Source organism: Paenibacillus glycanilyticus NBRC 16618, from assembly GCF_004000805.1.
Classification (GTDB): domain Bacteria; phylum Bacillota; class Bacilli; order Paenibacillales; family Paenibacillaceae; genus Pristimantibacillus; species Pristimantibacillus glycanilyticus.
Map to the genome: position 1 here is coordinate 58,548 of NZ_BILY01000005.1, position 25,297 is coordinate 83,844.

General features: G+C 50.6%; 26 protein-coding genes. 20 read left to right on the plus strand and 6 right to left on the minus strand.

The genetic code is table 11. From position 1 onward, the window contains the following. The first annotated feature begins 171 nt into the window (after positions 1-171). The 9 genes from PGL01S_RS04970 to PGL01S_RS05010 all read left to right on the plus strand — a co-directional run bounded on the left by PGL01S_RS04970 (position 172) and on the right by PGL01S_RS05010 (position 7,989). Complete coding sequence (locus PGL01S_RS04970) at positions 172-606, plus strand: hypothetical protein (protein WP_127492050.1); 435 nt, start codon at positions 172-174, stop codon at positions 604-606. Between the two features lie 404 nt (positions 607-1,010). Further along, positions 1,011-2,045, plus strand: a complete 1,035-nt coding sequence (locus PGL01S_RS04975) for a LacI family DNA-binding transcriptional regulator (protein WP_127492052.1) — start codon at positions 1,011-1,013, stop codon at positions 2,043-2,045. A gap of 77 nt (positions 2,046-2,122) precedes the next feature. Continuing rightward, the gene (locus PGL01S_RS04980) at positions 2,123-3,580 is read left to right on the plus strand and encodes an extracellular solute-binding protein (protein WP_127492054.1); all 1,458 of its coding nucleotides are present in this window, start codon (positions 2,123-2,125) and stop codon (positions 3,578-3,580) included. Between the two features lie 114 nt (positions 3,581-3,694). Continuing rightward, positions 3,695-4,570 (plus strand): ABC transporter permease subunit, encoded by an 876-nt coding sequence (locus PGL01S_RS04985; RefSeq protein WP_127492056.1) that lies wholly within the window; start codon positions 3,695-3,697, stop codon positions 4,568-4,570. A 5-nt stretch (positions 4,571-4,575) separates the two neighbouring features. Further along, positions 4,576-5,445, plus strand: coding sequence for a carbohydrate ABC transporter permease (locus tag PGL01S_RS04990; protein ID WP_127492058.1), 870 nt, complete (start codon positions 4,576-4,578; stop codon positions 5,443-5,445). Between the two features lie 11 nt (positions 5,446-5,456). Next, a complete protein-coding gene (locus tag PGL01S_RS04995; protein WP_127492060.1) occupies positions 5,457-6,935 on the plus strand; it encodes a CehA/McbA family metallohydrolase in 1,479 nt (492 codons plus the stop codon). Positions 6,936-7,075: 140 nt separating this feature from the next. Next, the gene (locus PGL01S_RS05000; protein WP_174806528.1) at positions 7,076-7,327 is read left to right on the plus strand and encodes a DUF7667 family protein; all 252 of its coding nucleotides are present in this window, start codon (positions 7,076-7,078) and stop codon (positions 7,325-7,327) included. A 195-nt stretch (positions 7,328-7,522) separates the two neighbouring features. Continuing rightward, positions 7,523-7,756, plus strand: coding sequence for a hypothetical protein (locus PGL01S_RS05005; protein WP_127492062.1), 234 nt, complete (start codon positions 7,523-7,525; stop codon positions 7,754-7,756). A gap of 38 nt (positions 7,757-7,794) precedes the next feature. After that, complete coding sequence (locus tag PGL01S_RS05010; RefSeq protein WP_127492064.1) at positions 7,795-7,989, plus strand: hypothetical protein; 195 nt, start codon at positions 7,795-7,797, stop codon at positions 7,987-7,989. A 63-nt stretch (positions 7,990-8,052) separates the two neighbouring features. Here the strand turns inward: PGL01S_RS05010 and PGL01S_RS05015 are convergent, their stop codons facing one another. Beyond that, positions 8,053-8,763 carry a class I SAM-dependent methyltransferase gene (locus PGL01S_RS05015; RefSeq protein ID WP_127492066.1) on the minus strand — a complete coding sequence of 237 codons (711 nt, stop codon included), beginning with the start codon at positions 8,761-8,763 and terminating at the stop codon, positions 8,053-8,055. Positions 8,764-8,988: 225 nt separating this feature from the next. Here PGL01S_RS05015 and PGL01S_RS31060 point away from each other — a divergent pair, with 225 nt between their 5' ends. From PGL01S_RS31060 to PGL01S_RS05065, 10 genes are all read left to right on the plus strand, one after another. Then, on the plus strand, positions 8,989-9,360 hold the full coding sequence (locus tag PGL01S_RS31060) for an LSm family protein (RefSeq protein ID WP_127492068.1): 372 nt from the start codon (positions 8,989-8,991) through the stop codon (positions 9,358-9,360). 21 nt (positions 9,361-9,381) lie between these two features. Further along, positions 9,382-9,891 carry a hypothetical protein gene (locus PGL01S_RS05025; protein WP_127492070.1) on the plus strand — a complete coding sequence of 170 codons (510 nt, stop codon included), beginning with the start codon at positions 9,382-9,384 and terminating at the stop codon, positions 9,889-9,891. 184 nt (positions 9,892-10,075) lie between these two features. Beyond that, positions 10,076-10,471, plus strand: a complete 396-nt coding sequence (locus tag PGL01S_RS05030; RefSeq protein WP_127492072.1) for a VOC family protein — start codon at positions 10,076-10,078, stop codon at positions 10,469-10,471. Positions 10,472-10,758: 287 nt separating this feature from the next. Next, complete coding sequence (locus PGL01S_RS05035) at positions 10,759-11,487, plus strand: amino acid ABC transporter ATP-binding protein (protein WP_127492074.1); 729 nt, start codon at positions 10,759-10,761, stop codon at positions 11,485-11,487. Positions 11,488-11,552: 65 nt separating this feature from the next. Beyond that, the gene (locus PGL01S_RS05040) at positions 11,553-12,401 is read left to right on the plus strand and encodes a transporter substrate-binding domain-containing protein (protein ID WP_127492077.1); all 849 of its coding nucleotides are present in this window, start codon (positions 11,553-11,555) and stop codon (positions 12,399-12,401) included. Between the two features lie 75 nt (positions 12,402-12,476). Beyond that, positions 12,477-13,130, plus strand: a complete 654-nt coding sequence (locus PGL01S_RS05045) for an amino acid ABC transporter permease (RefSeq protein ID WP_127492079.1) — start codon at positions 12,477-12,479, stop codon at positions 13,128-13,130. Between the two features lie 69 nt (positions 13,131-13,199). Next, complete coding sequence (locus PGL01S_RS05050) at positions 13,200-13,850, plus strand: amino acid ABC transporter permease (protein WP_127492081.1); 651 nt, start codon at positions 13,200-13,202, stop codon at positions 13,848-13,850. Between the two features lie 77 nt (positions 13,851-13,927). Beyond that, entirely contained in the window at positions 13,928-15,181 is a 1,254-nt protein-coding gene (locus tag PGL01S_RS05055) for an ATP-binding protein (protein WP_244935513.1), read from the plus strand. A 5-nt stretch (positions 15,182-15,186) separates the two neighbouring features. Then, positions 15,187-16,086, plus strand: a complete 900-nt coding sequence (locus PGL01S_RS05060; protein WP_127492085.1) for a response regulator — start codon at positions 15,187-15,189, stop codon at positions 16,084-16,086. A 323-nt stretch (positions 16,087-16,409) separates the two neighbouring features. Beyond that, positions 16,410-18,449 (plus strand): hypothetical protein, encoded by a 2,040-nt coding sequence (locus PGL01S_RS05065; protein WP_127492087.1) that lies wholly within the window; start codon positions 16,410-16,412, stop codon positions 18,447-18,449. Between the two features lie 88 nt (positions 18,450-18,537). On the opposite strand, the gene PGL01S_RS05070 is transcribed toward PGL01S_RS05065, so the two are convergent. Genes PGL01S_RS05070 through PGL01S_RS05080 form a run of 3 tightly spaced genes read right to left on the minus strand, consistent with a single transcriptional unit; the run spans position 18,538 to position 21,635 of the window. Then, on the minus strand, positions 18,538-19,362 hold the full coding sequence (locus tag PGL01S_RS05070) for a carbohydrate ABC transporter permease (protein WP_127492089.1): 825 nt from the start codon (positions 19,360-19,362) through the stop codon (positions 18,538-18,540). Between the two features lie 14 nt (positions 19,363-19,376). Then, complete coding sequence (locus PGL01S_RS05075; RefSeq protein WP_373864147.1) at positions 19,377-20,339, minus strand: carbohydrate ABC transporter permease; 963 nt, start codon at positions 20,337-20,339, stop codon at positions 19,377-19,379. 36 nt (positions 20,340-20,375) lie between these two features. Beyond that, on the minus strand, positions 20,376-21,635 hold the full coding sequence (locus tag PGL01S_RS05080) for an ABC transporter substrate-binding protein (protein ID WP_127492091.1): 1,260 nt from the start codon (positions 21,633-21,635) through the stop codon (positions 20,376-20,378). Between the two features lie 581 nt (positions 21,636-22,216). Here PGL01S_RS05080 and PGL01S_RS05085 point away from each other — a divergent pair. Further along, positions 22,217-22,594: an NUDIX domain-containing protein gene (locus PGL01S_RS05085; RefSeq protein ID WP_127492093.1), complete on the plus strand. Its 378-nt coding sequence runs from the start codon at positions 22,217-22,219 to the stop codon at positions 22,592-22,594. Between the two features lie 66 nt (positions 22,595-22,660). Here PGL01S_RS05085 and PGL01S_RS05090 read toward each other — a convergent pair whose 3' ends face one another. Beyond that, the gene (locus PGL01S_RS05090) at positions 22,661-23,752 is read right to left on the minus strand and encodes a PRK06851 family protein (protein ID WP_127492095.1); all 1,092 of its coding nucleotides are present in this window, start codon (positions 23,750-23,752) and stop codon (positions 22,661-22,663) included. A gap of 140 nt (positions 23,753-23,892) precedes the next feature. Then, positions 23,893-25,242 (minus strand): hypothetical protein, encoded by a 1,350-nt coding sequence (locus tag PGL01S_RS05095; protein ID WP_127492098.1) that lies wholly within the window; start codon positions 25,240-25,242, stop codon positions 23,893-23,895. Positions 25,243-25,297 lie beyond the last annotated feature (55 nt).

Genomic DNA, 25,297 nt, shown 5'->3' on the forward strand with positions numbered 1-25,297 from the left:
AAATGATACAACAAATAACCTTGTTTAGGAGGTAATATGCGTAAATATAGTCTTTGTTTAATGCTAATTGGGATACTTGCTTTTCTTCTTGCCAGTTGCAGTCAGACATCGATCTATGGTACGCCCGCGCCTATCCAGAAATTGAAATGGGGTATGAATGAGGAGGAGGTAATGAATGCTCTAAAACTATCTGAAAAAGATATTAAAAAAATAGATACAGGGCTTGCTCACAATGATCTAATTCATTTGAATCATTCAATTAAATTATATGACCGCTCTGCTGAGGTCAGCTTTACCTTCTCCTATCACATCTTAATTGGACTTACAGCACATTTTAAACCGGAGGATGTTGAATACGTAGAAAAAGCGATAACGAAAGAGCGTGGAACAGGAATTTATAAATATAATGGTAAAAACGAGAAAACCGATGTAACCTGGCAAGACGATTTACTGGAAAACAATAAAACGTGGAAAGCAGCAGTGGAAGAGATCTATAAAAATCTTGGATTCAAGATTAGTGATGATCCCATGAAGGACGGGATATCCGTTGGTCAAAAGCCGATAACGTGGTGCAGGCTAACGATGGATAGTAATAGCCCCCTATAAGGAAACCTGTATTTTAATGGCGATGTCGCATCGATGCTCAATTATCCTGAAAAATATGCTCCAGAATTCATTCTGAAATAGGTACAATAACCCCTTTTAATTATGAAGACGGTTAATAATTTGAGGGGGAGTATATGAGGAGATTCTGGAAACTTTAAAACGGCAGCTGACGGCTGTCGTTTTTTTTATTCCGCGTTGAAAATCATTCCCCTATTAAAACGGTTTAATGCTGCTTTTTTCCTAACTCCATGAGATTTCACCTGAATTTCTGCGATTATACGTGACTTTAAGACGAATTTTCTATTTTTACAATAACTAATTATCATTCTGAAATAGATTTTACAAAACCGGTTTAAGCTTAACCTCGTGTCCGGAATCACGGAAGAAAGCGAGGTTTAACGATTTTGGCAACTATTGATGACGTCGCCAAGGCGTCAGGCGTTTCCAAAGGAACGGTTTCAAGCGTGTTCAGCAAGAAACGCCCAATCAGCAAAGAGGTCACAGAGCGCGTTCTTGCTGCGGCTAAATCGCTGAACTACAAGCCGAATTATTGGGCGAGGAGCCTTGTGAACCGCTCCACGCGCATACTCGGATTGAATATCAGGGGGGAATCGCTCGAATTCGGCCAGTTCCACCATTCTCTTCTTAACGGCGTTCTTCGCGTCTGTTACGAGAATGGCTACCGTCTGCTGGTTAATGCGCTGTCGCCTGCCTATCTCAGTCAAGTCGAGAACATCTCTTCGGATCCGGTGGACGGCGAAATCTTATTGGACCCCATAGAATCGGATGCCAGGATTGAAGAGCGGCTTCAGAGCGGCATGCCCATCGTCATTATCGGCCGCCCGCCTGAGCCCTACGAGGCGCAGGTCAGCTATGTCGATAACGATAATATCGGCATGGCTGCAAAGGCCACAAACTACTTGATCGGTCTTGGGCATACGGAAATTCTGTTTCTGAATGCGCCGATATCAAGAACGGTATCGGAGGATCGAAGTGTCGGATACAAAGCTGCCTTCAAGCATGCCGGCATGCAGCCAAAGCCTGAGCTGATCCTGCACAAGCCGCTTAAAGGCGAGACCGCACATGCCTTTGGCTATGAGGCGGCGTTGGCGAAGCTAACGGCTTCGCCTTGTATTACGGCGGTCATCGCCGATACGGACATGATGGCGCTTGGCGTATACAAGGCCGCGGAGCAGCTAGGACTGCGCATTCCGGAGCAGTTGTCGGTGTTCGCGTTTAGCGACGATACCGTGCTCTCCCCTGAATTGTCGCCGCCGCTCACAGGCGTTCGGCTCCATGCCGACCGGCTTGGGATTGAAGCACTGCGGCTCTTGCTTGAGCAGTTGAACGCGACCCAGAAGAGCGCCAAACGGGTGCTTGTTCCGACGGAGCTTGCGATTCGCGGCTCTTGCGCTGCGCCTGGCGCACGAAGTAAGTAGAGGCAGCCTGTTGTGTTGTACCTTAATTGCTCTGATTTAGTACCAATACGCTTGTGCATGTAGGAGGTTAACAACCCATGAAAAAAGTATGGTTAACGATGTCGACCGTTGCAGCTCTCGGAACGCTGCTTCTGTCCGGCTGCGGTTCGGAGAATGGAACGAACAACACCGCCAATACGCCGGCAGCTGATAATACGCAAACCGGCAATGGCGCGAACACGCCGGCCAATACACCGGCGGCAGATATGAAGCTTCGGATTCTGGACGGTAACGTCGGCGGCAAGACACCGGAGGAGACTACGAAGTTCGCAGCCGAAATCACGCGACTGACCGGCATTGATACGACGATTGAGAAGCCGGCTAGCGATTACGATCAGAAGGTGTTGACGGCACTCGGCTCCGGCGAGAAATATGATCTGATCGAGCTCAGCGATCTCGGCAAGCTGGCCACCTTCGTTGACCAAGGTGTCGTGACGGACCTGACGGATTTCGTCACCGGCTCCAAAGTGCTCTCGGACCCGACAGTCGTCCCAACAAGCGAATGGGAGCAGCTGAAGGATAAGGACGGCAGAATTGTTGCCGTGTTTAACAAATTCCAAGGCGGCACGATGCCGATTGTACGCAAGGATTGGCTGGACAAGCTTGGTCTGAAGGAACCGAAGACGCTTGACGAGTACTATAACGTGCTTAAGGCTTTCAAGGAGAAGGATCCTGACGGTAACGGCAAGAATGATACGTACGGTCTCAGCACGGCCGATATTTACGACATACAAGCCTTCATGAGCGCCGCCGGCGTTAAGGCGCATTATGTAATGAAGGATGGCAAGCGCACCATTCCGTATGCGACGGAAGCAGCCATTCCGATTTATGAATGGTTCGCCAAGCTGGTGAAGGAAGGAATCATGGATCCGAATTTCGTAACGAACGACACGGGCAAAATGCGCAATCTATTCCTCACCGACCGCGTCGGAATGGTTACCTATTGGGATGCTTGGGTTGGCATGTTCAACAACACGCGCAAACAAGAGGATCCGAATACGACGTTTAACGCAGAAGCTCTTGAAAGTATCCCTGGAGCTGACGGCACTAAACTAATGAGACGAGGAGATCCGGATTTCTGGATCATTCCGTCCAATGCTGAGCATCCGGAAGCCGCGCAGAAATTCCTCGAATTCTGGCATACGGAGCCAGGCATTATGCTTGGAAGCCTGGGCATCGAGAACGAGGATTACACCAAGGAAGGCGATGCGTATAAGCTGACCCAGACCGGCACCGAGCATAACATGGACCACGGGGTGCCGTTCTGGTACAACCAAAACGTGAAGTATCCTTTCGGCAAACTGCCGGGCGTACAAGAAGCGCAGGATCTCGTGAACAAGGACGCGACGCTTGAATTGTCGTTGCCGGGCTGGCCTGACGCGGAGAAGATCGTCAAGAATTACGCGCTTAAAGCGATGTCCGGTCAAATGGACGCTGCGGAAGCCGTAAAGAAGATGCACGAAGAGCTGCTTGGGAAGAAACTGATCGACGAGTAAACCCGATCCGAATGAAATGGAATATAAGCAGGCAGGGGAGTTTGAATTCCCCTGCTTGCGTGCTTTTCATCCCGATAATGGTTCCCTTTACCAGATAAGGACGTGAATAAAAGGATGAGATTATTGAAGAAATACAGCGCCCTCTACGTCATGATGGTGCCGGTGATCGCTTATTTTCTTGTTTTTGCCTATTACCCGCTCGTCAAAGGGCTTCAGACCAGCTTTCAGGATTACAAACTGATGGGGGACAGACCATACGTCGGATTCGCGAACTACTCCGCGGTGCTTCATGACTCATTATTCTGGGAAGCGGTGATAAACACGCTCGTCATTGGAGGAGGCATTCTCTGCTTCAGCTTCGTTGCGCCTCTCGTGATCGCGCTGTCGCTTAACGAAGTGCTCAGGACCTGGTTCAAGAAGGCCGCGCAGATGATTTTGTACGTACCGCATCTGCTCTCGTGGGTCGTTGTCGGAGGAATCTGGATCTTCATGCTATCGCCCGACAGCGGGATCATTAATATGATCCTTGTTCATGTGTTCCACATGAAGCCGATTAATTTCATGGCAGACTCCGGATGGGCGCGCTGGATCTTGATTCTACTTGCAACATGGAAGGAAATGGGCTATACCTGTATCCTGTTCCTGGCAGGGATCGTATCGATTAATCCGTCGCTCTACGAGGCGGCGCGCATGGATGGCGCGACGCGCTGGAAGCAATTAATCTACGTCACGATTCCGCAGCTCAGCAACACGATGAAGGTTGTTTTCCTGCTGAATACGCTCGGCATTCTGAGAATCTTCGACGAAGTTTTTATTTTGCGCAACCCTACAATCGCCGCGAAAGTGGACGTGCTCATGATGTACACGTTCCAGAAGGGGATTCTCGAAATCCAGCTTGGCCCTGCGGCTGCCGCCAGCTTCTTCGTACTGCTACTAACTCTTGCGATGACACTCGTCGTACGGCGAATCACGCGATTTGATGAGGTGTAAATACAATGTCCGATCGATTTGAACGTCTCGGGTGGAAGAATAAAGCGTTCGATATGCTAAACGTCTTGTTTCTGTTCGGGCTCATGCTGACCATGATCATTCCGTTTATTAACGTACTGGCGTTGTCCTTCTCTTCGGGTATCGCCTCCATGAGGCCGGAAATCGTGCTGTGGCCGAAGCAGTTCAGCGCGGAAGGCTACTCCATTGTATGGAAAAGCCTAGACATCTGGCGCCCCCTGATGAACAGCGTCATCGTGACCGTGGCCGGCACCGTACTGCACGTATTGCTGTCCAGCTTGGCCGGCTATGTATTTATCTATCCTCGTCTTCCCGGCAGGAAGGTGATGCTGACGTTCATTCTGATTACGATGATGCTGCCGCAGGAAGCGATCATGATTCCGCTTTATGTGGTTAACAAAGACCTGCATCTGATCAATACGCTGAGCTCGCTTGTGCTGTCGGGTCTCGTCTCTGGCTTTTCGATCCTGCTTATGCGCAGCTTCTTCCTGAACGTTCCTTACGAGATGTCGGAATCGGCCAAGATCGACGGCGCCGGAGAGTTCCGTATCTTCCTGACGATGTATATGCGTCTTGCGGCTGCGGGTCTTGCGACCGTTATACTGTTCGAGTTCGTTGGACGGTGGAACATGTTCACCGCTCCGGTCATGTTTATTAACGATTCCATGAAGTACACGCTTCAGGTTGCGCTAAAAGCGATGATCATCGATACGAGCAGCAATTCCGGGACCTATATGGTCACGACGAACGTGCGGATGGCAGGTATCGTCATCAGCATTCTTCCGCTGCTCGCGATATATCCTTTTGTGCAGAAATATTTCATGAAGGGCATCCTGCTTGGTGCCAGCAAAGAATAGGAGGAAGTAAAATGCAGGTTAAGAAACAACGGCTCGTGCTGCGGAGATGGATCAACAAAGACGAGCAGCGTTCCTATTTGGAGGTTCCTTTCGCGGTGGAAGGAGCTGTGGAGCGTATCGATATCGCCTACCGTTACAACCGCGGTGAAAACGGCGGGACGGTTGTCGATATCGGCCTTCGCTCGCCGAAGCGGATCGTCGGCTGGAGCGGCGGCGCTCGCGAAGCATTCTTCGTCGGCACGGAGAAAGCAACCCCGGGCTATCTGGCTGGACCGATCGCCCAAGGTGAATGGGCCGTGCTGCTTGGTGCTTACAAGATCCCCGAGGGCGGCGCGGAGGTTATCGTTGAAGTGGAGCTGACCCGGCCGCACGGCCGCTGGATGAAGGGTGACCTTCATATGCACAGCGTGCATAGCGACGGGAGCTACACGATCGGTCAGGCGATGGAATCGTGCAAAGCCCGCGGTCTGGAATTCATGGCGCTGACGGATCATAATACGTCCTCACAAAATTATGCGGCACTTGTTCCCGACGAAGAGTTGCTGCTTATTCCCGGCGTTGAGATGACCAGTTATTTTGGCCATGCCAATGTCCTTGGCGCATCGGACGCGCTTCAAGATTTTCGCGTGACGACGCCGGCACAAGCGGACGTTGTGCTTGGGGATGCACGAGAGAGAGGCGGCTTCGTGTCGCTGAACCATCCATTCTGTCCATCTTGTCCATGGGAGCTCGGTTTTGACGTGCCATATGATGCAATCGAGGTGTGGAACGGCCCGTGGCGCGGGCTTAATGAGCGCGCGCTTGCCTGGTGGCAAGGGCAGCTTGCAAAAGGACGCCGCGTGATCGCCATCGGAGGAAGCGATGCCCACCGGGAAGAAAGGTTTGTTAAACATGGGCGTCCGACAGCTTCTGTGTGGACGGAAACCGACACGGTGCATGGCGTGTTGGCCGGCATCCGCCAAGGCCGCGTCGTACTGCAGTTCGATCCTGACGAGACCTGCCTTTCCCTTACAGCCGGCGAATACGGCATTGGCGAGACCATTCCGCGTACGGCTATCAAAGGGAAGGATGGCATCCCGTTGACAATCTACGTTTGCGGCGCCAAAGGTGACCGCGTGCTCTTATGGTCTGACCGCGGTATTGAAGCGGCATGGGACATTACCGTTGTGCCGGCATTCGTCGAAGCGAAGGAGTGGGAATCGGATGGCATGGAATCGAGCGGCCGGACCGTACAGCGGGAAATCGCCGCGATGCTCGAATTCGATGCGGCGGATAATAAAGACTGCGCTTTGTGGGCGCCGGAAGCAGCGTTTCTTGCAGTCGAAGCCGCGCCTCAATGGATAGAAACGGAGAACGGTCAGGTCCGTTTGCCATTCGAAGGCTCGAGCGACAGATTATTCTACCGGCTGGAAGCACGACGCAGCGTGGAGGGGCTTAAGCAGTCGGCGGTGACTTGTCTGACAAATCCGATTTACATCGATCAAGACTAGCCTCCGCCGGAATCGAACGACTTTTCCCGGGAGAAAATGGTTCTCTTTTGTCGGAGTTGCCGTCCAGACTGCGCTTGGAAGCTTTCTTTTTGGGTCATACTGGTTAGTAAGGTAAGACGACAGAAGGAGGCGCATAAAGCATGACCATTTTGCCGATACATGAACGGCTTGCGGAGTTGTGGACCATACGCGGCAGCCGGCATCTGACCGGGGAAGAGCAAGCAGACTTCGAGCACTGTCTAGCGGTAAATGCTATGCATATCAGACAAATCGCCAATTTGTATAATCTATCGCTGGCCGCGTCCATGGCGGGGGATGTGGAATGGCAGCACGAGATTTGCCAAAGGCTGGAGAAGCTGGGCGGCAGGCTGCCGGGCTCGCCCCAATTATAACGAATGCCCGTCGCTAGCCAACCGGCCTAGCCTATTCCAATCTTGCTAAAAGCCGCGAAAATCGCGGTTTTTTTACTTGTACCAGTCATTAATGCAAACGGAGTGAATCCGATTTCGTTCGCCTGGTAAAATCAAATCTTCATACATAATTATGGATGCATTAATCCAGCCTAATAGGCAGGATGGTGAACAGCAATGGGATCAAAATCACAGAATGAACCGACCGAGAGCGAAAGCAGGTTCCATAAAAATATCGAACTAGATTCAGATGTCAATGAGGACCGTGGGCGTGAGTTGCAATTGGATGCTTCTTTTGAAGAATGGTACCGGACTATCGGGCATTGGGAAGAACAAAAGTTAGAATTGACGCAAGCTCCCGAGTCCAATGTGTTTGATGACGCAGCCCATATGGATCGCGAACAAGAATAAAAAAAGCGTGCTGACAGCGAAAGTGAGGATCAACATTTATGTCCAATAAAAAAAACTACTATTCCTTCGAAGATCCATCCGGAACTACGATTGAGTTTCGAGCCACCAGTTTACAGCAGGCAATGGTCATTAAGAAAAAGCTGGCTTTAAATTTGGGGATTTCCAAGGAAGATTTTGAAATAACGAACATTAGCAATAAACGAACTGCATCCAGTGATCATTCTGACGAATGACAAGTTGCATGGAGACAAGGCAGACGATCAGCGTGATCGTCTGCCTTGTCGTTTTATATGCATTCAATCTTTCCAAGCCGTAATTACAACACTGCCCATTACATTGGAGAAGTTGCTCAACAGGCGCTCGTTTGTCATCATCATGGCAATTACATCCGGTTTCGTGAATAGTTCGTGATCGATTACCCGTAAGGGGTCATCATCGCCCGCCAGCTGCTTCATTTGCAAAAAAGGAGACGCGGAGTGCTTATTAAACCTTGATTTGCTCATCAGCTTCATCCATTCCGGAACGGTTCGCAGATGATGAAGTCCGTAAAACGACTGCAGCTTTTTCTTTTGCACCGTAGTTAATTTTACGGCAAAAGCCAGCTCTCGATCGTAGAGGACTCCTTTTGGCTTCAGGACTCGCCAATATTCGCTTATAGCGGAGCTTCCTTTGGTAAAAGCCGTTACCGACTCTGTAAAAACGGCATCAAACGTTTCATCCGAAAAAGGCATTGAAGCGGCATCTGCCTGTAAGATTCGGACGGGGAGTTCGCTTATCTTCGCGCGGTAGGCCGCTTTGTGAATCATATTCTCGTTCCGGTCAATGGCAGTCACGCTGCAGCCTAAGCTCGCTAAATAACAGGCCGTCCGGCCTGTTCCGCATCCTACCTCCAGCACTTTCGTGCCGCGCGGAAAATGGATCTGTCCGATTAATTCTTTGGTTGCTTGAAAGCCTCCCGGATGCGCGCTGCCTTCGCCGAGCCGGGCTAATAATGAATGGTAATCCAACGCCTTCTCACCTCTTCCGATATTCTATGCATATCCTCCGTTATGACTGCACCCATTCTTCGCTGCTTTTTGAATGCTCGCTCCCTCATCTTTTTATAATCTCATTGCTAGAGAGAATGGAGTAAAATTCGATTTTTTTCTAAATAGAAGACAATCGTACAGACCTTATAGCAGATTTTTTCATAGTCTAAGATATACGAGCATCAGGTTAGGAGGAATGAAGTTATGCAGGAAATTTATCCGATTAGCCATCATACGGTATATCCGTACATCGGACGGAGGGTTAGTGCGGTTACGCATGACGGAAGGCATTTTATCGGAACGATTAAGGGAGTAGAAGACGGAAAGTTAATCGTGGAGGATTGTACTTTTGATAGAAAGCCTTTGACTTTGTCGTCCGTTCGGAACGGAAAACCTTCAAAAAAACAAACGCGCTCCAAGCATAAAGCCAGACTGTCCAATTATGGTTACGGTTATGACGATTACGGCGGGGGTTATGGCGGTTACGGCGGAGGCTGCGGTTTTGGCGGCGATTGTTTCTTTTTTCCGTTTGCCATACTTGCTTCGCTTTTCATTTTGCCTTTCTTCTTTATTTGATTGCGGAAAAGAGGACTTACGATGGCATCCAGGAAAGCTCCTAAAAAAAGAAAACCCGAGGGAAGAATTCTTGCGGTCAAAAAAGCAAGCCGTTGTATCGGGCAGCCCGTTTGCGTGCTGTTAAATGACGGTAACTGTTATGTCGGAACGGTTCAAGCCATTCATGACCATCAGCTGATCCTTTCCGAAACCAGAAGCTGCGGGATTGTAAATCTTTCTGATCATTCGAGAACACCGGAAATCCAAGTATCCGGACTGCTAGATTCCTTGATAGGCGGAATCGGCGCGATCAATTCTTTTGGTTCAATGGCGACAGGCTTATTTAAGCCAATGTTATCGGGACCTTCGGGTCAATCAGGAGCGGGAGTACAAACCAAACAAGAAGATACGAAGAGCCCTGCTTCAGGGCAAGCAGCTGGAGAGCAGCAGAGCAGTTTTTTCGGATCTTTTAAACAAATGCTGCCGACTATTCAAGTTGGACTTAATATGGTGAAGACGATTATGCCTTTAATGAACATGTTTAAAATTTGATGCTTTAATCCGTTTAGCTCAGCCTGCCGGGAATACCCGGTGGGCTGAGTGTCATTTGCGCTACGGGGAAGACAAGCTTTTTTGAACGGCGGAATACAGCCTCCATATTTACATTGACAATGGTACAGGCGGTTCGTATGATCAAACTAGAACTGTAAAAAATTGCAAATGGGATCGGAGGAGGATGGCGATAGCTGACTGGACGAAAAAAATTACCGAAATCACATTGTTTGTAGAAGATTTGCATCGGTCGAGGGCATTCTATCAAGAGACATTCAAGCTTGCAATCCTATATGAGGATGAAAGCTGCGCGGTGTTCGATTTTGGCAATACAAGTATCAATTTGTTGAAACAATCGAATGCCCACGAGTTGATTGAACCCGCGCGGGTTGGCAGCGGCGAAGCTGGAGCGCGGTTTCAGTTCACGATCCAAGTGTCGGACGTTGACAAGGTATGCGAAGAGCTGGACATGCTGGGAATTAAGTTGCTGAACGGTCCGATAACGCGCCCCTGGGGGCGGCGGACGGCTTGTTTTGCCGATCCGGACGGGCATGTATGGGAGATTGCACAGGTGCTGTGATAAATAGGTATTAAAGGTAAGAGCCAACGTTAATGTATTTGAGGGGTTATAGTGAACGAAACGGCAGCAGATCTTAGATCTGCTGCCGTTTTTATTGAGTAATAAAGCGCGATGGTTATCGCCATTCACATGGTTGTAATCGCACTCGTTTGTAAAAAAATCATGATTTTGATGTCGGATTCGTTAGGATTGCGTAGGTTTTCCATATAGTTGTCTACACAGTATGTTATCTAACTTAACACGGCCTGTCCATCAAAGCGTTGCAAGCAACGGAAAGGGGGATTGCATTGATTGAATTCCGGCAAGTGGAGAAGCACTATGGCGATTTTCATGTGCTAAAAGGCATCGATCTTAGCATCGCGCAGGGTGAAGTCGTCGTTGTGGTGGGGCCTTCCGGCTCGGGAAAGAGTACACTCCTCCGCTGCATCAACCGGTTGGAGGGAATTACGAGCGGCACTTTGACCGTCAATGAAGTCAATGTCGCCGACAAAAAAGCCGACATCAATAAGCTGCGGCGGGAAATCGGCATGGTGTTCCAGCACTTCAATCTTTATCCTCATATGAAAGTGGTCGACAATATTACACTCGCTCCAATGAAGTCGCTCGGCGTGCCGAAGCCGCAGGCGGTGGAAACGGCCGAGATGTATTTGGAGAAAGTCGGCATCTCGGACAAAGCTAGCGCGTTTCCGTCGCAGCTGTCCGGGGGGCAACAGCAGCGTGTGGCAATCGCCAGGGCACTGGCCATGAAGCCTAAGATCATGCTCTTCGATGAGCCTACCTCCGCGCTTGATCCGGAAATGGTAGGAGAGGTGCTGGACGTCATGAAGACCTTGGCGCAAGAAGGGATGACGATGGTCGTCGTTACGCACGAGATGGGTTTCGCGCGGGAAGTGGCTGACCGCGTCGTTTTTATGGACAAAGGGCAAATCGTCGAAATCTCTCCGCCGGAGGAGTTCTTCGAGCAGCCTAGGGAAGAAAGGGCGCGGTTGTTTCTTAATCGCGTGCTGCGCCACTAACGTTTAGGGTTAGGGAGCCATGTTGCCAAATCATGCAATCCTATAATGGAGAGGGGTTTCAAGCTATGAAGAAAAGAAGCTGGATGACGCTTGGCGTCGCACTGACGTTTCTTGCCACTGTATGGTTGGCCGGATGCAGCAGCAAAGAAGGAGGGAACGGCAACGGCGCAAGCGGGGAGCCAGCGTCCGGAACGGCTTCGGCGCTGGAGAGCATCAAAAGCCGAGGGAAACTCGTTGTCGGCGTTAAGTACGACACGAAGCTGTTCGGCCTGAAGGATCCGGCGAGCGGCAACGTCGAAGGCTTTGACGTCGACATCGCCAAGGCGCTCGCCAAGGAGCTTCTTGGCGACGAGACCAAGATCGAGCTGAAGGAGGTTACTTCCAAAACGCGCATTCCGATGTTGAACAACAACGATATCGATATAATCGTCGCCACGATGACGATTACGGAAGAGCGCAAGAAGGAAGTCGATTTCTCCGACGTGTACTTTAAAGCTGGCCAGTCCCTTCTGGTGAAGAAAGGAAGTCCGATAAAGAGCATCGACGACATCAAGAAGGGTACGAAAGTATTGGCCGTGAAAGGCTCCACCTCGGTCGACAACATTAAAGCGAAAGCGCCGGATGCCACCATCCTGGAGTTCGATAATTACCAGGACGCGTTCAGCGCGCTTAAAGCCGGTCAAGGCGACACGCTGACGACCGATAACGCGATTTTGTACGGCATGGCGGTTCAGGATCCTAACTTCGAGGTTGTCGGCGAGCCGTTCACCGATGAGCCGTACGGCATTGCGATCAAGAAAGGCGCAACCGATCTTCTGAATAGCGTAAACGCTGGATTGAAGAAGCTCCATGACAGCGGCGAATACGACAAGATTTACGAGAAATGGATCGGCAAAGCGCCGTCCGGGGAATAGAAGTCTGCGAACAAGAGGATGGGTGGCCAATCGCCACCCATCCTCTGCATATCAAGAATAGAGGGAGGGAGTAGCATGCCGGACATAGCGATTTTCACAGACAATCTCGAAATTTACATGAAAGGGTTTGGCAACACGGTCTGGGCGAGCGTCATTGCATTACTCGGCAGCTTCGCTCTTGGGACGATCATCGCCGTATTCCGTATTTCGTCCGTCAAGCCGCTCAGGTGGATCGGGACGGCTTACGTCGAGTTTGTTCGGAATATACCGCTTTTGCTAGTCGTCTTCGTGTTTTATTACGGCTTGCCATCGGTCGGCGTGACATTAAGCGGATTTATATGCGGCACGGTCGGACTAACGGTATATACGGCTTCCTTCGTTGCCGAAGCGATCCGGGCGGGCATTATGAGCATTCCGGCCGGACAGACGGAGGCGGCCAGAGCTTCGGGATTGACATACATGCAGACGATGCGGCATGTCGTGCTTCCGCAAGCCATTAAAATCGTCATTCCGCCGCTCAGCAATCAATTCATAAACCTCGTGAAAAACTCGTCTGTTCTTGGCGTCTTCGCAGGATTCGACTTGATGTATTACGGCGATCAGGTGGCGAGCAAGACGTACGCGACCTTCGATACTTACCTCTTTGTTGCGGCGCTGTATCTCGTTCTTACCATTCCTTTGAGCTTAGCGGCGCTGCAGCTAGAGCGAAGGTTAGCCAAGAACGGTTAGAGTTCGTTTTTACGCCACTGAACACCGTGAACCGCAAAATTCGCGAATAACTTTTAGGAGGATCGGCGGATGGACATTGCTGGCGCTTTTTCATACCATAATCTCATCTTCATCATAAAAGGCTTCGGCATCACGCTCTGGGTTGCCTTCATCGCGATTGTGCTGAGCTTCGTGCTGGGCAGCATCACCGGAACGCTTCGTTATATGAGAATTCCGGTCGTATCCCGCATCCTCGGCGTAATCGTCGAGTTTATCCGCAATTTGCCGCTGCTGCTGATCTTGTTTTTCACTTATTTCGCGATGCCGGACGTCGGTCTCAAGCTGGGGGTCATGAGCTCGGCCATTGTTGGTCTGGCGGTATTCGAAGCTGCCATGATCTCGGAAATCGTGCGCAGCGGACTAAGCTCCATCCCGAAAGGCCAGGTCGAAGCAGCCCGTTCGTCGGGTCTCACCTATACGCAAACGGTGTGGCATATCGTGCTCCCTCAGGGATTGAGGCGCATGGTTCCGCCAATCGTAAGCCAGTTCATCTCCCTTCTCAAGGACACGTCGCTAGCCATCGTCATATCCCTGCCTGAGCTGATGCATAATTCCAAGATCGTCATCGCGCAAAATTTCAATTATACCCTTCCCATTCTCGCACTCGTGGCCGTCTTATATTTCGCAATTAACTATGCGCTGTCGCTTGCGGCTAGGCGCCTGGAAAATAAATGGGGCTAAGCATCCTCGGACTTTAGATCCCGATGGGGGTCATTCCTATAACCATTACAAATTGGTACAAATCCGAAAGCATGCAAATGACCGTCGTCGCCATCGTCGTAGCGGTTGCCGGGGAATTCAAAATCAACCCGTTCAGCGGAGAGGTCTTCCGCATCGGTCTTGGCAGCAGCGCCTTTCTGTTCTTGCTTCTGTTGATGAGCCATCTGCCTTATTTGCGGACGGGACTTGCCGCTGGCGCGACGGTACTGCTGTTTCGGGTATCTTTTGACGGAGCAGCCTCTCCCGGCGCTTTCTATCTTCTGGGCAGCTTGAAGACGCACTTCTCCGCCATGCTCTATTACATCGTCTTCGCGGCCGGAATGGCTCTCATTCAACGCAGATTGCATCAATTAAATCCTCTTATTCTCGGCGCGTGCGTGTCCCTCATCGACTTTGTCTCCAATGAAGCGGAGCTGCTGATGCGAAGCTTCGCTTTCGGACTGCCGTATTTTCAAACCAATCAGTGGCTGTTGATTCCGGTCATCGCCGTGGTGCGCAGCTATTTTACGACGGGCATCTACAGCAGCATCGCCGTGCACCAAATGCGGAGCGTTCACGCCGAACAGCAAAAACGGATCGAACAAATGATCAATGTCGGCAGCGGGCTCTATGGCGAGGTATTCTATTTGCGCAAATCGATGGATGTAATCGAACGGATTACCGCAAAGAGCCATGATCTGTACGGTCTACTGAACAAAGAAGGGCTGAACGACTACGGCCGGTCCGTTCTCGAGATTACCCAGCAGATTCACGAGGTGAAGAAGGATTCACAGCGAATTCTTGCGGGACTGATGAAGCTGGCAGACTTGGAGAGCGCTCCGGAAATGACCTTGGCGGAGATTGTTGAGCTTGTGATGAAGTCGAACGGCGAATACAGCCGGATGCTGAAAAAAGAGGTGAGGATCGAGAAAGAAGTCGGGATCGATTACCTGACCGCGCACTACATACCGCTAATCACCGTACTCAACAATTTGGCCGCCAACTCGGTCGAAGCAATTGAGCGGCTAGGAACGATTCGCATCCGCGTAAGCGAACGCGAAGGAGAAACCATGTTTATCGTCAGCGATACGGGAACGGGAATCGCCGAACAGGATAAAGAAATGGTGTTTGAGCCCGGATTTACGACCAAATTCAATCAGGAAGGCGTCGCTGCGACGGGCATCGGCCTTTCGCATGTTCGCGATATCGTGGGCTCGTTCAGGGGCAGACTCCTCCTTATGGAACCGGGGCGGGAAGCTGAAACCACGTTTGTCGCGGCCTTTCCGACCGTTAAGTTGAAGAAGGGAGTGTAGGCGCAATGCTATCATTCTGTATTGTCGACGACGATGCGGTCAGCAGGCGTATGCTGCAGACCATTATCGAGAAAGGCGGCGTAGGGGAGGTGCTGGGAATGGCGTCGGGCGGCGTTGAAGGGAAGCGGCTTGTACTGGACGAGAACCCCGATGTTGTGGTCATTGATCTATTGATGCCGGACCAGGACGGAATCGAAACGATTGCGCGGCTGAAGCAGGAAGGTTACGGGGGCAAGTACGTCATGATCTCGCAGATCGAGAACAAAGAAATGATCAGCAAAGCGTACCAAGCGGGCATTGAATTTTATATCCAGAAGCCGATTAACCGGGTGGAAGTAAAAGCTGTGCTTGGCAAAGTAAGCGAGCAATGGCGAATGGCCCGTTATCTGAAGGAAATCAAACAGTCGATCGCAAAGCTGGATGACCTGAATTCGGAGCCCGCGGGGACCCGGAAGAAGCATGATGCCAAAGAGACCTTGCGGATGATCTTAATGGACATGGGTATCGTCGGGGAGAGCGGAAGTCACGACATCATCGAGATGACGTCATGGTTGATTGGGCGGCAGCAAGGCGGCGGCTTCCCGTCACTGAAATTATTGTACGAGGTTGGAGCCCGGGCGAGCAAGCCGGAGGGCTGCGATATGGAAAAGGAGGGGAAGGCGGTCGAACAGCGCGTCCGCCGGACTGTCATTGCCGCTTTATCCAACTTGGCAAGCATTGGGCTGACGGATTACAGCCATCCAAAGTTCGAGCATTACGCACCGCTTTATTTCGATTTCGAAGACGTGCGTCTCAAGATGAGAGAAATCGACGAGAAATGCCCGCAGGAGAAGCGCAAAGTCAACATCAAGAAATTTCTTCAAGTGCTGTACCTGGAAACGCTGGATAAAATGAAAAACCAGTAATAGATAAGTCGCATATACTGCGGCTTTTTTATTTTTATAGGAAGTTAGATACATAAATGATTTCCGGGCAGTTTTTCATTATTTTAACCAACTGTCGAATTATGTCGTTATCTCGTGCATCCGAATAGTCCCGCTGCCGTGACGATTTAGCCCTTTAAAATAGTCCTTCTATATAGGGGCATCTCCCTATGTACGGGCCATGATCGGACAGGCATAATAATCTTGCGCAAGCAAAAGGAAATGTTTACCTGTTTTCGAGCCTTCGTTTGCGCCGCTTTGCATACGGGACGATGTTCCGAACGATAAGGAGGAAAAGTCAAAAAATGATGAATTCGAACACCAGGATCAATTATAGACGGCAGCTCGCGAAAGCGGCGATGGCCGTCCTGCTGCTTCTCGGCCTCGTCTATATTCATGTCCAGCCCGCCCGCGCCGCTTCGGTACCGCGACTTGTGGTAACGAGTCCGGTGGCCGATTCCTTCGTGCAAGATCGCATCTTTGTCCGCGTTACGGTCAATTCTCAGGTGCCCATTGCCGAAACAAAGGCCACGGCGGCAAGCCTGCCGGCGGTCAGCTTAACGAAGCAGGCTAGCGTCTGCGGATCGTCCTGCGAATACACCGGCTGGGTCGATGTCTCTTCGCTTCCTTGGGGGAATTTCACCTTGACGCTTTCCGCGGTTGACGTTGATGGCATTTCCAGCGCTCCGACCGCCATCGCGCTCAAGCACAACCAAAATCCCGTGATTCATCCTGCTGCGCCGCTTCCGTTCGAAGTCGCTGACCCGAATCTGGCGGTCAACGTTTCTTGTACCGACGATAATCCCGGATCGGGCTGCAGCAGCCTGAAGCTTAGCATCAACGGAAAGCTGTTGCTGTCCGGCACGAATACGCTTGCCGAGACGATTTCCGCGGAGCAATGGCTCGGTCAGCCGGCTACCGTACAGCTCAGCGCTACCGACTCCAGCGGGTTGACCAGCACGCAGTCGTATCCGATCTACGTCGAGAACGTCTCGAACCTGACGACTGTCTCGAAGGAAGCGGGCCTTGTGCTGGATACGGACGCGTCGCGCACGCTGCTATGGAATGCCTACGATCATCGTCTGCGCATTCACCACAGGGATACGAACGAAGTGGAGACGCTGCCGCTGCTCGTAGCGGAACAGACGCAGATGAACGTACGGCTAATCCCCGGAGGCGCTATGGGCAGCGCGTTTGATGCAACCGGCTTAGACTTGCCCGACGGCTATTATCGGAAAGGTCTCGACCCGCTGGGTTCCTATTCGCGTTTCGTATGGTGCAACAGCCAGCTGCAATCCCTTGCAGGGGATGATATTCGCGTGAGTGGAGATTGGGCTGCCTACCATGCTCCGGGAGGAGGACTTCGCGAGCTGATGCTTGCGAACACCGCATCCGGTGAAACGGTCTCCGTCGGCTTCACCGACCGATTCGATTATGCGCTTGACGATCAGGGCACGCTTGTGTTTGCGCGAGAGGGCAAGCTATTCCGGCACGCGGAGGGCGCGGCTGCGCAAATTACGCCAAACGACGGGTTCACCTACCGCTCACCGGTCATGGACGGCGGCGTGCTGCTCTATGCACGGGATGACCAATCGACGAACGGCTCCAAGCTTATTATCGATCGGGATGGCGTTACGGAGGAGCTTGTTGGCGCATCTACCGTGACGGGGGATTACCTGACGGCAGGCGGCTGGATTGCCTATACGGTATATACGGAGGCCGGTCAGAAGCAGCTATGGCTGCGGTCGCCTGCCGGAGAGAATGAGCGGTTGACGCCGACCAGCACGGCCGACAGCCATTTCGTTGCTCTTTCGGTTACTGGCGAAGCCGCTTACACCTATGACGGCGGTATTTGGCTGAGTCGTCTGCAAGAGGATGGCAGGCTGCCATCCGAGCGGATCGTCACAGATAAAGCGAAGATGCAATGGAAGCACGGGTGGCAGGTCTATCTCGGCACCGCTTGGTACGAGGTGCCGGGTACGGATCCAGGCACGGACCCAGGCACGGATCCAGGCACGGACCCAGGCACCGATCCAGGAACGGACCCTGGTACGGATCCAGGCACAGACCCAGGCACGGATCCTGTGCCAACGGCTGACCTCGACGGCAATGGCCAGGTCGACTGGCTGGATGCGATTGAATTCCTGCGCACGTACGGAACGGAGCGAGGGCAGCTTCATTATGATCCCAGAGCCGATTTTGACGCGGACGGCGTTATTGGGAAGGCGGATCTGATCATTTTCTTGAGAGAGGGACATTTTGGCGCCAACTTGAACGCCGCCCTGCATAAGTTGATAACCGAAATCGCGGGCGGAAGCCACCGGACTTCGATTATTCACCGGTAGCAGCAGGTTTACGCGAAGGAACGAAAAAGAGCTATCCTCGAAGCGTCTGCTTCTTGGATAGCTCTTTGTGTTCTCCAGACGGGTATGTTCAGCTTTTGATCGCGCCGGCAGCGATGTCGGAAATAAACTGCTTGCTGACAAACAGGAACAAGACGATGAGCGGGATTACCGCCAGCAGCGTGCCCGCGACGACCATCGCATAATCGGTCACGTAAATTCCGTTCAGAGAGGAGAGCGCCACCTGCAGCGTAAATTTGCTTTCATCATTAAGGATGATCAGCGGCCAGAGATAATCGTTCCAGGAACCGATGAAAGTAAATGCCCCCAGGAAAGACAACGCCGGGCGAAGGATAGGTATGGCGACGTTCCAGTAGAGACGAAAATAACCGCAGCCGTCGATCCGTCCGGCATCCAGCAGCTCGGATGGAACGGCTTCCTGCGCGTATTGGCGAATCCAGAAAATGCCGAACGCATTGGCCATACCGGGAATAATCAGCGCCTTGAAGGAGCCTACCCACCCGAACTTCGCCATAATGACGAAGGAAGGAACGAGCGAGAGCTGCGACGGCGCCATCATCGTTGCGAGCAGAAGGACAAACAGCCACTTTTTGCCCGGGAAACTGAATTTAGCGAACGTAAAGCCGGCCAAGGAATCGAAGAACAACACCAGCAAGGTGCTGCAGGAGGCCACGAAAAGCGAGTTGAGAAACGCGCCAAAGAAATCAACGTTATCGAACACCCGCGTTATGTTGCTTATAAAATGCGTCCCGAACCAAAACTTTGGAGGGAAGCTGTATATTTCCGCTGTCGTACGCGTGGCCATCACGGCCAGCCAGTAAAAAGGAAAGACGGAAACGACAAGTCCAATAATAAGCCCGAGATAGAGCAGGAGGGCAGATTTCCTTTTAACCATGCGTATCACCCCGTTTATTCATCTTTGGCACCGCCGCCCTGAACGATCCGCCAGTTGAAGACCGAGAAGAGGGCTATCAATATGAACATGCCCCAGCCTACGGCGGAACCGTAGCCGAAGTAATTGTTCACAAATGCCTCCCGGTACAGGTAGAGAACGATGGTCAGCCCCCCGCCGCTGACGCCGCCGTCGTTACCGACGAGCACTTGCGATTCGGTGAAGATCTGCATGCCTCCGATGGTGGAAGTAATGACGGTGAAAAGAATAATCGGCCGCAAGTTCGGGATCGTAATGCGGAAGAAGGACTGGATGCCCGTGGCTCCGTCAATTTTGGCCGCCTCATAGAGAACGGTAGGAATGCTCTGGAGTCCCGCCAAATAAATGATGGCATTGTATCCGACCCATCGCCAGATGACCATGACGGATACGGCCAGCTGAATGCCCCAGGTTTTGTTCAGCCATTCCACGGGGGAAAGTCCGAAGAGGGACAGGAAATAGTTCAGCAGCCCGTAATTATTGGAGAATACCGTGCTGAACACAATGGCAACCGCTACAAGCGATGTGACGTTCGGCAAGAAATAACCGATGCGGAAGAAGGTGCGGAACCTCGTGAACGACGCATTCAGCAAAAACGCGATAATAAGCGCGAAAAACAGCATTGGAATGGACGAATAGATCCAGATCAGGATCGTATTGCCTACCGCTTTCCAGAACTCGGGATCGGTGACCATAAATTGATAATTGTTGAGACCGTTATAGGTCATCACGCCGATGCCGTCCCATCTCTGGAAAGAAAGATACATCGAGAATAGTATGGGGAATAAGCCAAAGACGGCAAACAAGATGTAAAAGGGAGAAATGGCCAGATATTGTTTCCGGTGCTTCCATATTTCAGACGCTAAACCTCGCTTCCGCTCCGAGAGCTGCATGGAGCTTCCGCTATCGAATTGAGTTCGGTTCTGTAAGGGTTGAGCCATCAGATTCTACCTCCATTGCCGGGATGGTATGATTCTTTAACGCAGCAGCTCCTTTTTTACTCTGGAAAGCGCGTCATTCCAAGCCTTATCCGGGCTTTTGCCTTCAAGGGCAACCGATGACAGCTCTCGGTTAACGATTCCGTTTAGGTTGGAGTATTTCGTTCCGAAATACGAGGGTTTCACGTTGCGGGCGGACTCCGTAAAAATCTCACCCGTAGCTTGACCGCCGAAAAACTCCTCTTTCATCTTCATGGCATCCGAATCGAGCGCCTTGGAGGCGGAAGGGAACAGGTTGAGCTCCTTGAAGCTTGTCACCTGATTCTCTGAATTCAGCAGCCATTTCATCACCTCGAAGGACTCCTTCGGGTATTTGCTCGTTTTCATAATGGCAAGGAAAGAGCCGCCGTTATTGCCGTCTCCGCCCGGAGCTCTCGCGACGCGCCACTTGCCCGCCGTATCCGGAGCCGCGTCCATCAGAATTTGTTTACTCCATACGGCTCCCACGAAGGAGGCAATCTTGCCGTTGTTCATCGCCGCGTTCCACTCGGTGGAGAAGGTGCCTGTATTGGCAAGCAAGTCCATCTGCGAGGCTTTTACCGCGAGATCCCACGCCTTTTTCATGGAAGAGGAGGGATCCTCGCCAATAAAGTTTTCGTTTTTATCAAAATAAATTTTATCCGACTGCGCGTTGACTTGGTTATACACCTGTCCGATATTGTCAAGCAGCTTCACCTTGCCGCCAAGCGCCTTCTGAAGCTTTTCGCCTGCGGCGAAGTAGTCATCCCAAGTGCCCATCATCCGATGAACCTCTTCCGGGTCGGTTGGCAGCCCCGCTTGTTCGAACAAGTCCTCTCGGTAAAATAAAGCTGTTGGACCAGTGTCAATCGGCATGGCGATCATTTCGCCCTTCGGCGTAACCCCAAGCTGCCATTTCCAGTCGAGATAGTCCCCCTCGATGTCCTTCGCTCCGAGCTCGTACAAATTGTAGAAGCGGTCGGCGCTTGGGAACAGCTCGGTGACCCAGTCGTTAAAGGCGACGATATCCGGGCCGCCTTTGCCGGCGGCGAGAGTCGTTTTCAGCTTGGATTTGAAGTCGCCCCCGATTTTCTGGGCGTTGATGCGAATTCCCGGAAACTGCTTCTGGACCTCGTGGATCAGGTTATCGTCCAGACTCCGGTTCCAGTACCAAAGGGTAAGCGTTTTCGTACTGCTGTTAGATGAGGTCCCGCTCGAACATCCGCTAATCATGAAAACCAGAAGCAATAAACACGTTACTAATGCTCGGTATTTAGCCATCGTTTTCGGCCTCCCATTGCGGCATTTTGGTACTGCGGCAGCATCACCACCACTCTTTGAATGCTTGAGACGCGTTCGTCTTACGAAACATTATAGACGTATCCAAATCGATTTTGAACACGCTTTCATGAATTGAGGCGATGGTAGGACATCGCCCGGGTGCCATTTTATGAGGCATGGGTTTATAGTCTTAAGGGATTGTCTCGACTGTTATTGCATCCTGACGATAGGCTTAATTCCGTCTTGAATTAGCAGGCTTTCACAAGTAAAAGCTCGAAAATAGTCTGTCTGTTTTTAGTTACGATAAGAAAATTCCATGTAATTCTACTATTTTTAGATGTGTTGCGAACGTAAGTTCTGGTATAATGTAACGATATTAACTCGAAAGGAGGCAGCTATTTAAGAACAGCCGGGGTAAAGCGCCTTAAAGTTTGGGATTGACGAACAGTTAAGAGAGGTGCAAATATGAGTGAATTTACATATGGCAATATCATTCGAATGGCCGATAAGCCTAAGCTCTATGAGTTTTTGCCTACAGGAACGCCTACTATGAAGTTGAACGAGAAGAGGGTGTTATTTTATTGATTGCCGAAGCCATTATTATACAAAATGACTCTGTGCTTATGGTTAAACAATACGTTGAACGGGGAGATATCGTTTGGAATTTTCCTGGGGGCGGAATGGAAGAAGGAGAGAGTCCCGAACAAGCATGTATACGGGAAGTTCATGAAGAGACGGGATTCGATATTCAATTGAAGGCATTGTTACACGAGGGAAACGAGAAGTTTAGCTTCATAGGAGAAGTTGTTGGGGGAGAATTGTATCTCGATAATGATAACCAAGATAACCTTGATATCATAGAAATTGCATGGATTCCGTTAATTGAACGTGAAAAATTTGATTCCATAACCTCACCGATGCTTGAGCTAGCAAAAGCGCATTTGAATGTATACGATTGAGGAAAGCCAGCATAACGACGCAATAGGCCATTCCGAAAGGATGGCCTAAACGATTTTCACCTGTTGCTATAGGCTGTGGTTCATTAGTTCCGACTGCAGCTGAAGGCGTAGTTTCTCAATAATTGAAAAATTCGTCGCAGCTGTGTAAAAGCGTTTAATCTGTGAATCTATGGATTCCGCTGCCGCCAAATGGGAGGTGGCTTCCTTCATTTTCGCCGAATAACGTTCTTTAATTTCCGCTATTTCCACTGCATACGTTTCATCCGTTCCTGGGATCATCGTACGTTCATACATATCCAAGATCTCATCCCCGTCCCGGTCCGGAAAGTATTCATGAGGAGCGGTACTGTCGAATATAGCTGTGCTAAGTTTCGGGAAGATCAGCATATCCAGACTGTTTGGATCAAAACCGCAATGAAACAGTTGAACTTCGATGCCATTCTTCTCGGCCGTTGCCGCAAGTTTTTTCAGAAGCGTGGATTTACCGGAACCCGGTCTTCCCTTGATAAAGATTCTCCTGTTTAATGGAGCCGTCAAGCTTTGAATAAAATCAAAAGCACCCTTCGGAGTCGCTGCGCCGAAAAACAAATGGCGTCCAATGGTTGGCGTTCCGATTTCATGACCAGCGTACAATTCCTCAATCAATTCCTGCGTGACTTCATCCGCCTTATCGAATTCCATGCTTTCGATATAAAATTTTTCCCATTCATCATGAATTCGCAGGGCGATTGCAAAAGATTCATAGGCTTTGGAATAAGCAGCGCTAAGCTTTTCTTTAAGCTCTTCGATTATACCAATAGCATTCATGGAAAAATTTCTGCTATCGAGTGCCACGCCGAAATCGATCTCAATCACTGCACCTGCTCCGCCCTCTATGTTCCAGTCGCAAGCTTGCCCGTCAACAATGCCAACCTTTAATTCGGTTGCAATAATACCGTCCAGCTCATCAGGTCGAAGCGGGGAATGAAAGCATTGCACCTGCTGCCCGCTGTCCAACAGACTATCGGCTAATTTACGAATGATTGTGGATTTACCTGTACCACGGGGACCCATTAGGACGAGAATTCGATCAAGCCCTTGGAAAGCTGATTTGTACAGAATATGAGCTCCGTGTGCCGTATTGCCGCGGGCAAAATAGTGAGATGCCTTTTCAACCAACCTGAACACTCCTTTGTGCGCCTATCCTGTGATATAAGCGCATATGGGATAGATGCCTATCGTTAAGCTTATTCCGGTTGGCGCACAGAGGTGTTTATAATGTTGATTGAGAATAGACTACAGTTTTATGAATGATTGATTTACGGAGTATAAGCGATATTTTCCGTGCCGCCAGTAAGTGAATTGATGTATACAAGCGCAATGCCCTCTACGCCAGACACGGGTATTTTATACACGAGCTTGCTCTCGTGAATTTCGAGTATAGGCGAGCCGGTCACTCGCAAGTTCGGACTGATTGCCGCGGCAGCTTGCTCCGCTGTAAGCTTGGGATGAAGAGGAAAACTTTTATTGTAATCTTTAAAATAGTTGGATGCATCAAAATTCATCAGATCGCCCGTTTGCGCATCGAATTTCCATACAACCTTCATTTGCGTAATAGGGACTTGCTCTCGGACTGGAATATACACGAGTTGAATCGAGGTAGTCGATTTCTCTTTCGTTATGAGGGTCAGGTGGTCATCGGACCAACGTTTCATCCATTCGTCTGCGAGCGCAACGGCTTGTTTCATGTCTACCGTCTGCTGAGAAATTTCTTTCTGCATGTCGCTGCGCGTCACCCGAATGACGTGTCCGCTTTTGCTTAGCGTAACGATATACGGGCTAGTCCTTTTTCCGTTGGCATCCGATAATGTAAAGTCCATGACCTCTCCTAAATCGGGGCTGCTACCGCCTGAGATCATATGAACGAATTGTTTGCCGGGGCCCTTGTTCCAGCTATCGCCCATGAAGATTTTGGCTTTAGCCGCCAGTTCCGTTGCTTTATAGATAGGCTCGCCTGCAAACACAGTCCCTTTCTTCGACGGCGTGTAAGGATTCAGATTGTACTGGAAGTCATTGAAATCTTTATTGCCGTAAATTGAAATCCCATTGAGTTGGCTGAGTGCCGTCTCCATCTCTAACGAGATACGTTGAATTTCGGCGAGAGAGATGCCATTTGCTTTCATTCGATCTATGTAAGGCATCGCAGTGCGGGCATATTTACGCATCCGACTAATTTGTTCCAATTGATCCGAAAGGAGCGCCGGTCCTTTCTCGCTGGCAGGATAGGGCAGGTATCGACTGCTATCGATTGCAAATGATTCGTAGGCTGGCCAATATAACCCTTGGAAGTTGATCATTGCAGATCCGTTGGTAAGTACGCTTTTGATGAGGTCTGAGTCCTGAATGGCTTCATCGATTGCCTCTTGACGCTTGCCAGGAGAGTTGGCTGCAAGTGCTTCCGCAAGTGAATAGTCAAAACCGTTCAAGTACATGGATTGCATTTGAACCAAATACAAGATGTTACGATACTGTTGCTGTTCCCATTGCCTAGAGTGCTGATGTTCTTTATAGCCATAAATCGCGCCCGCAATCGTTGTTGCTCCAAGCAAACCGATAATGGCTTTGGAAAGAAGGTTCATATTTAAGTAAGCTCCTGTCTTCGTCTTCACATGTCCTATCCACTTTAACAAAGACGGGAATGTAGATTAAGATGTAAAAACTACC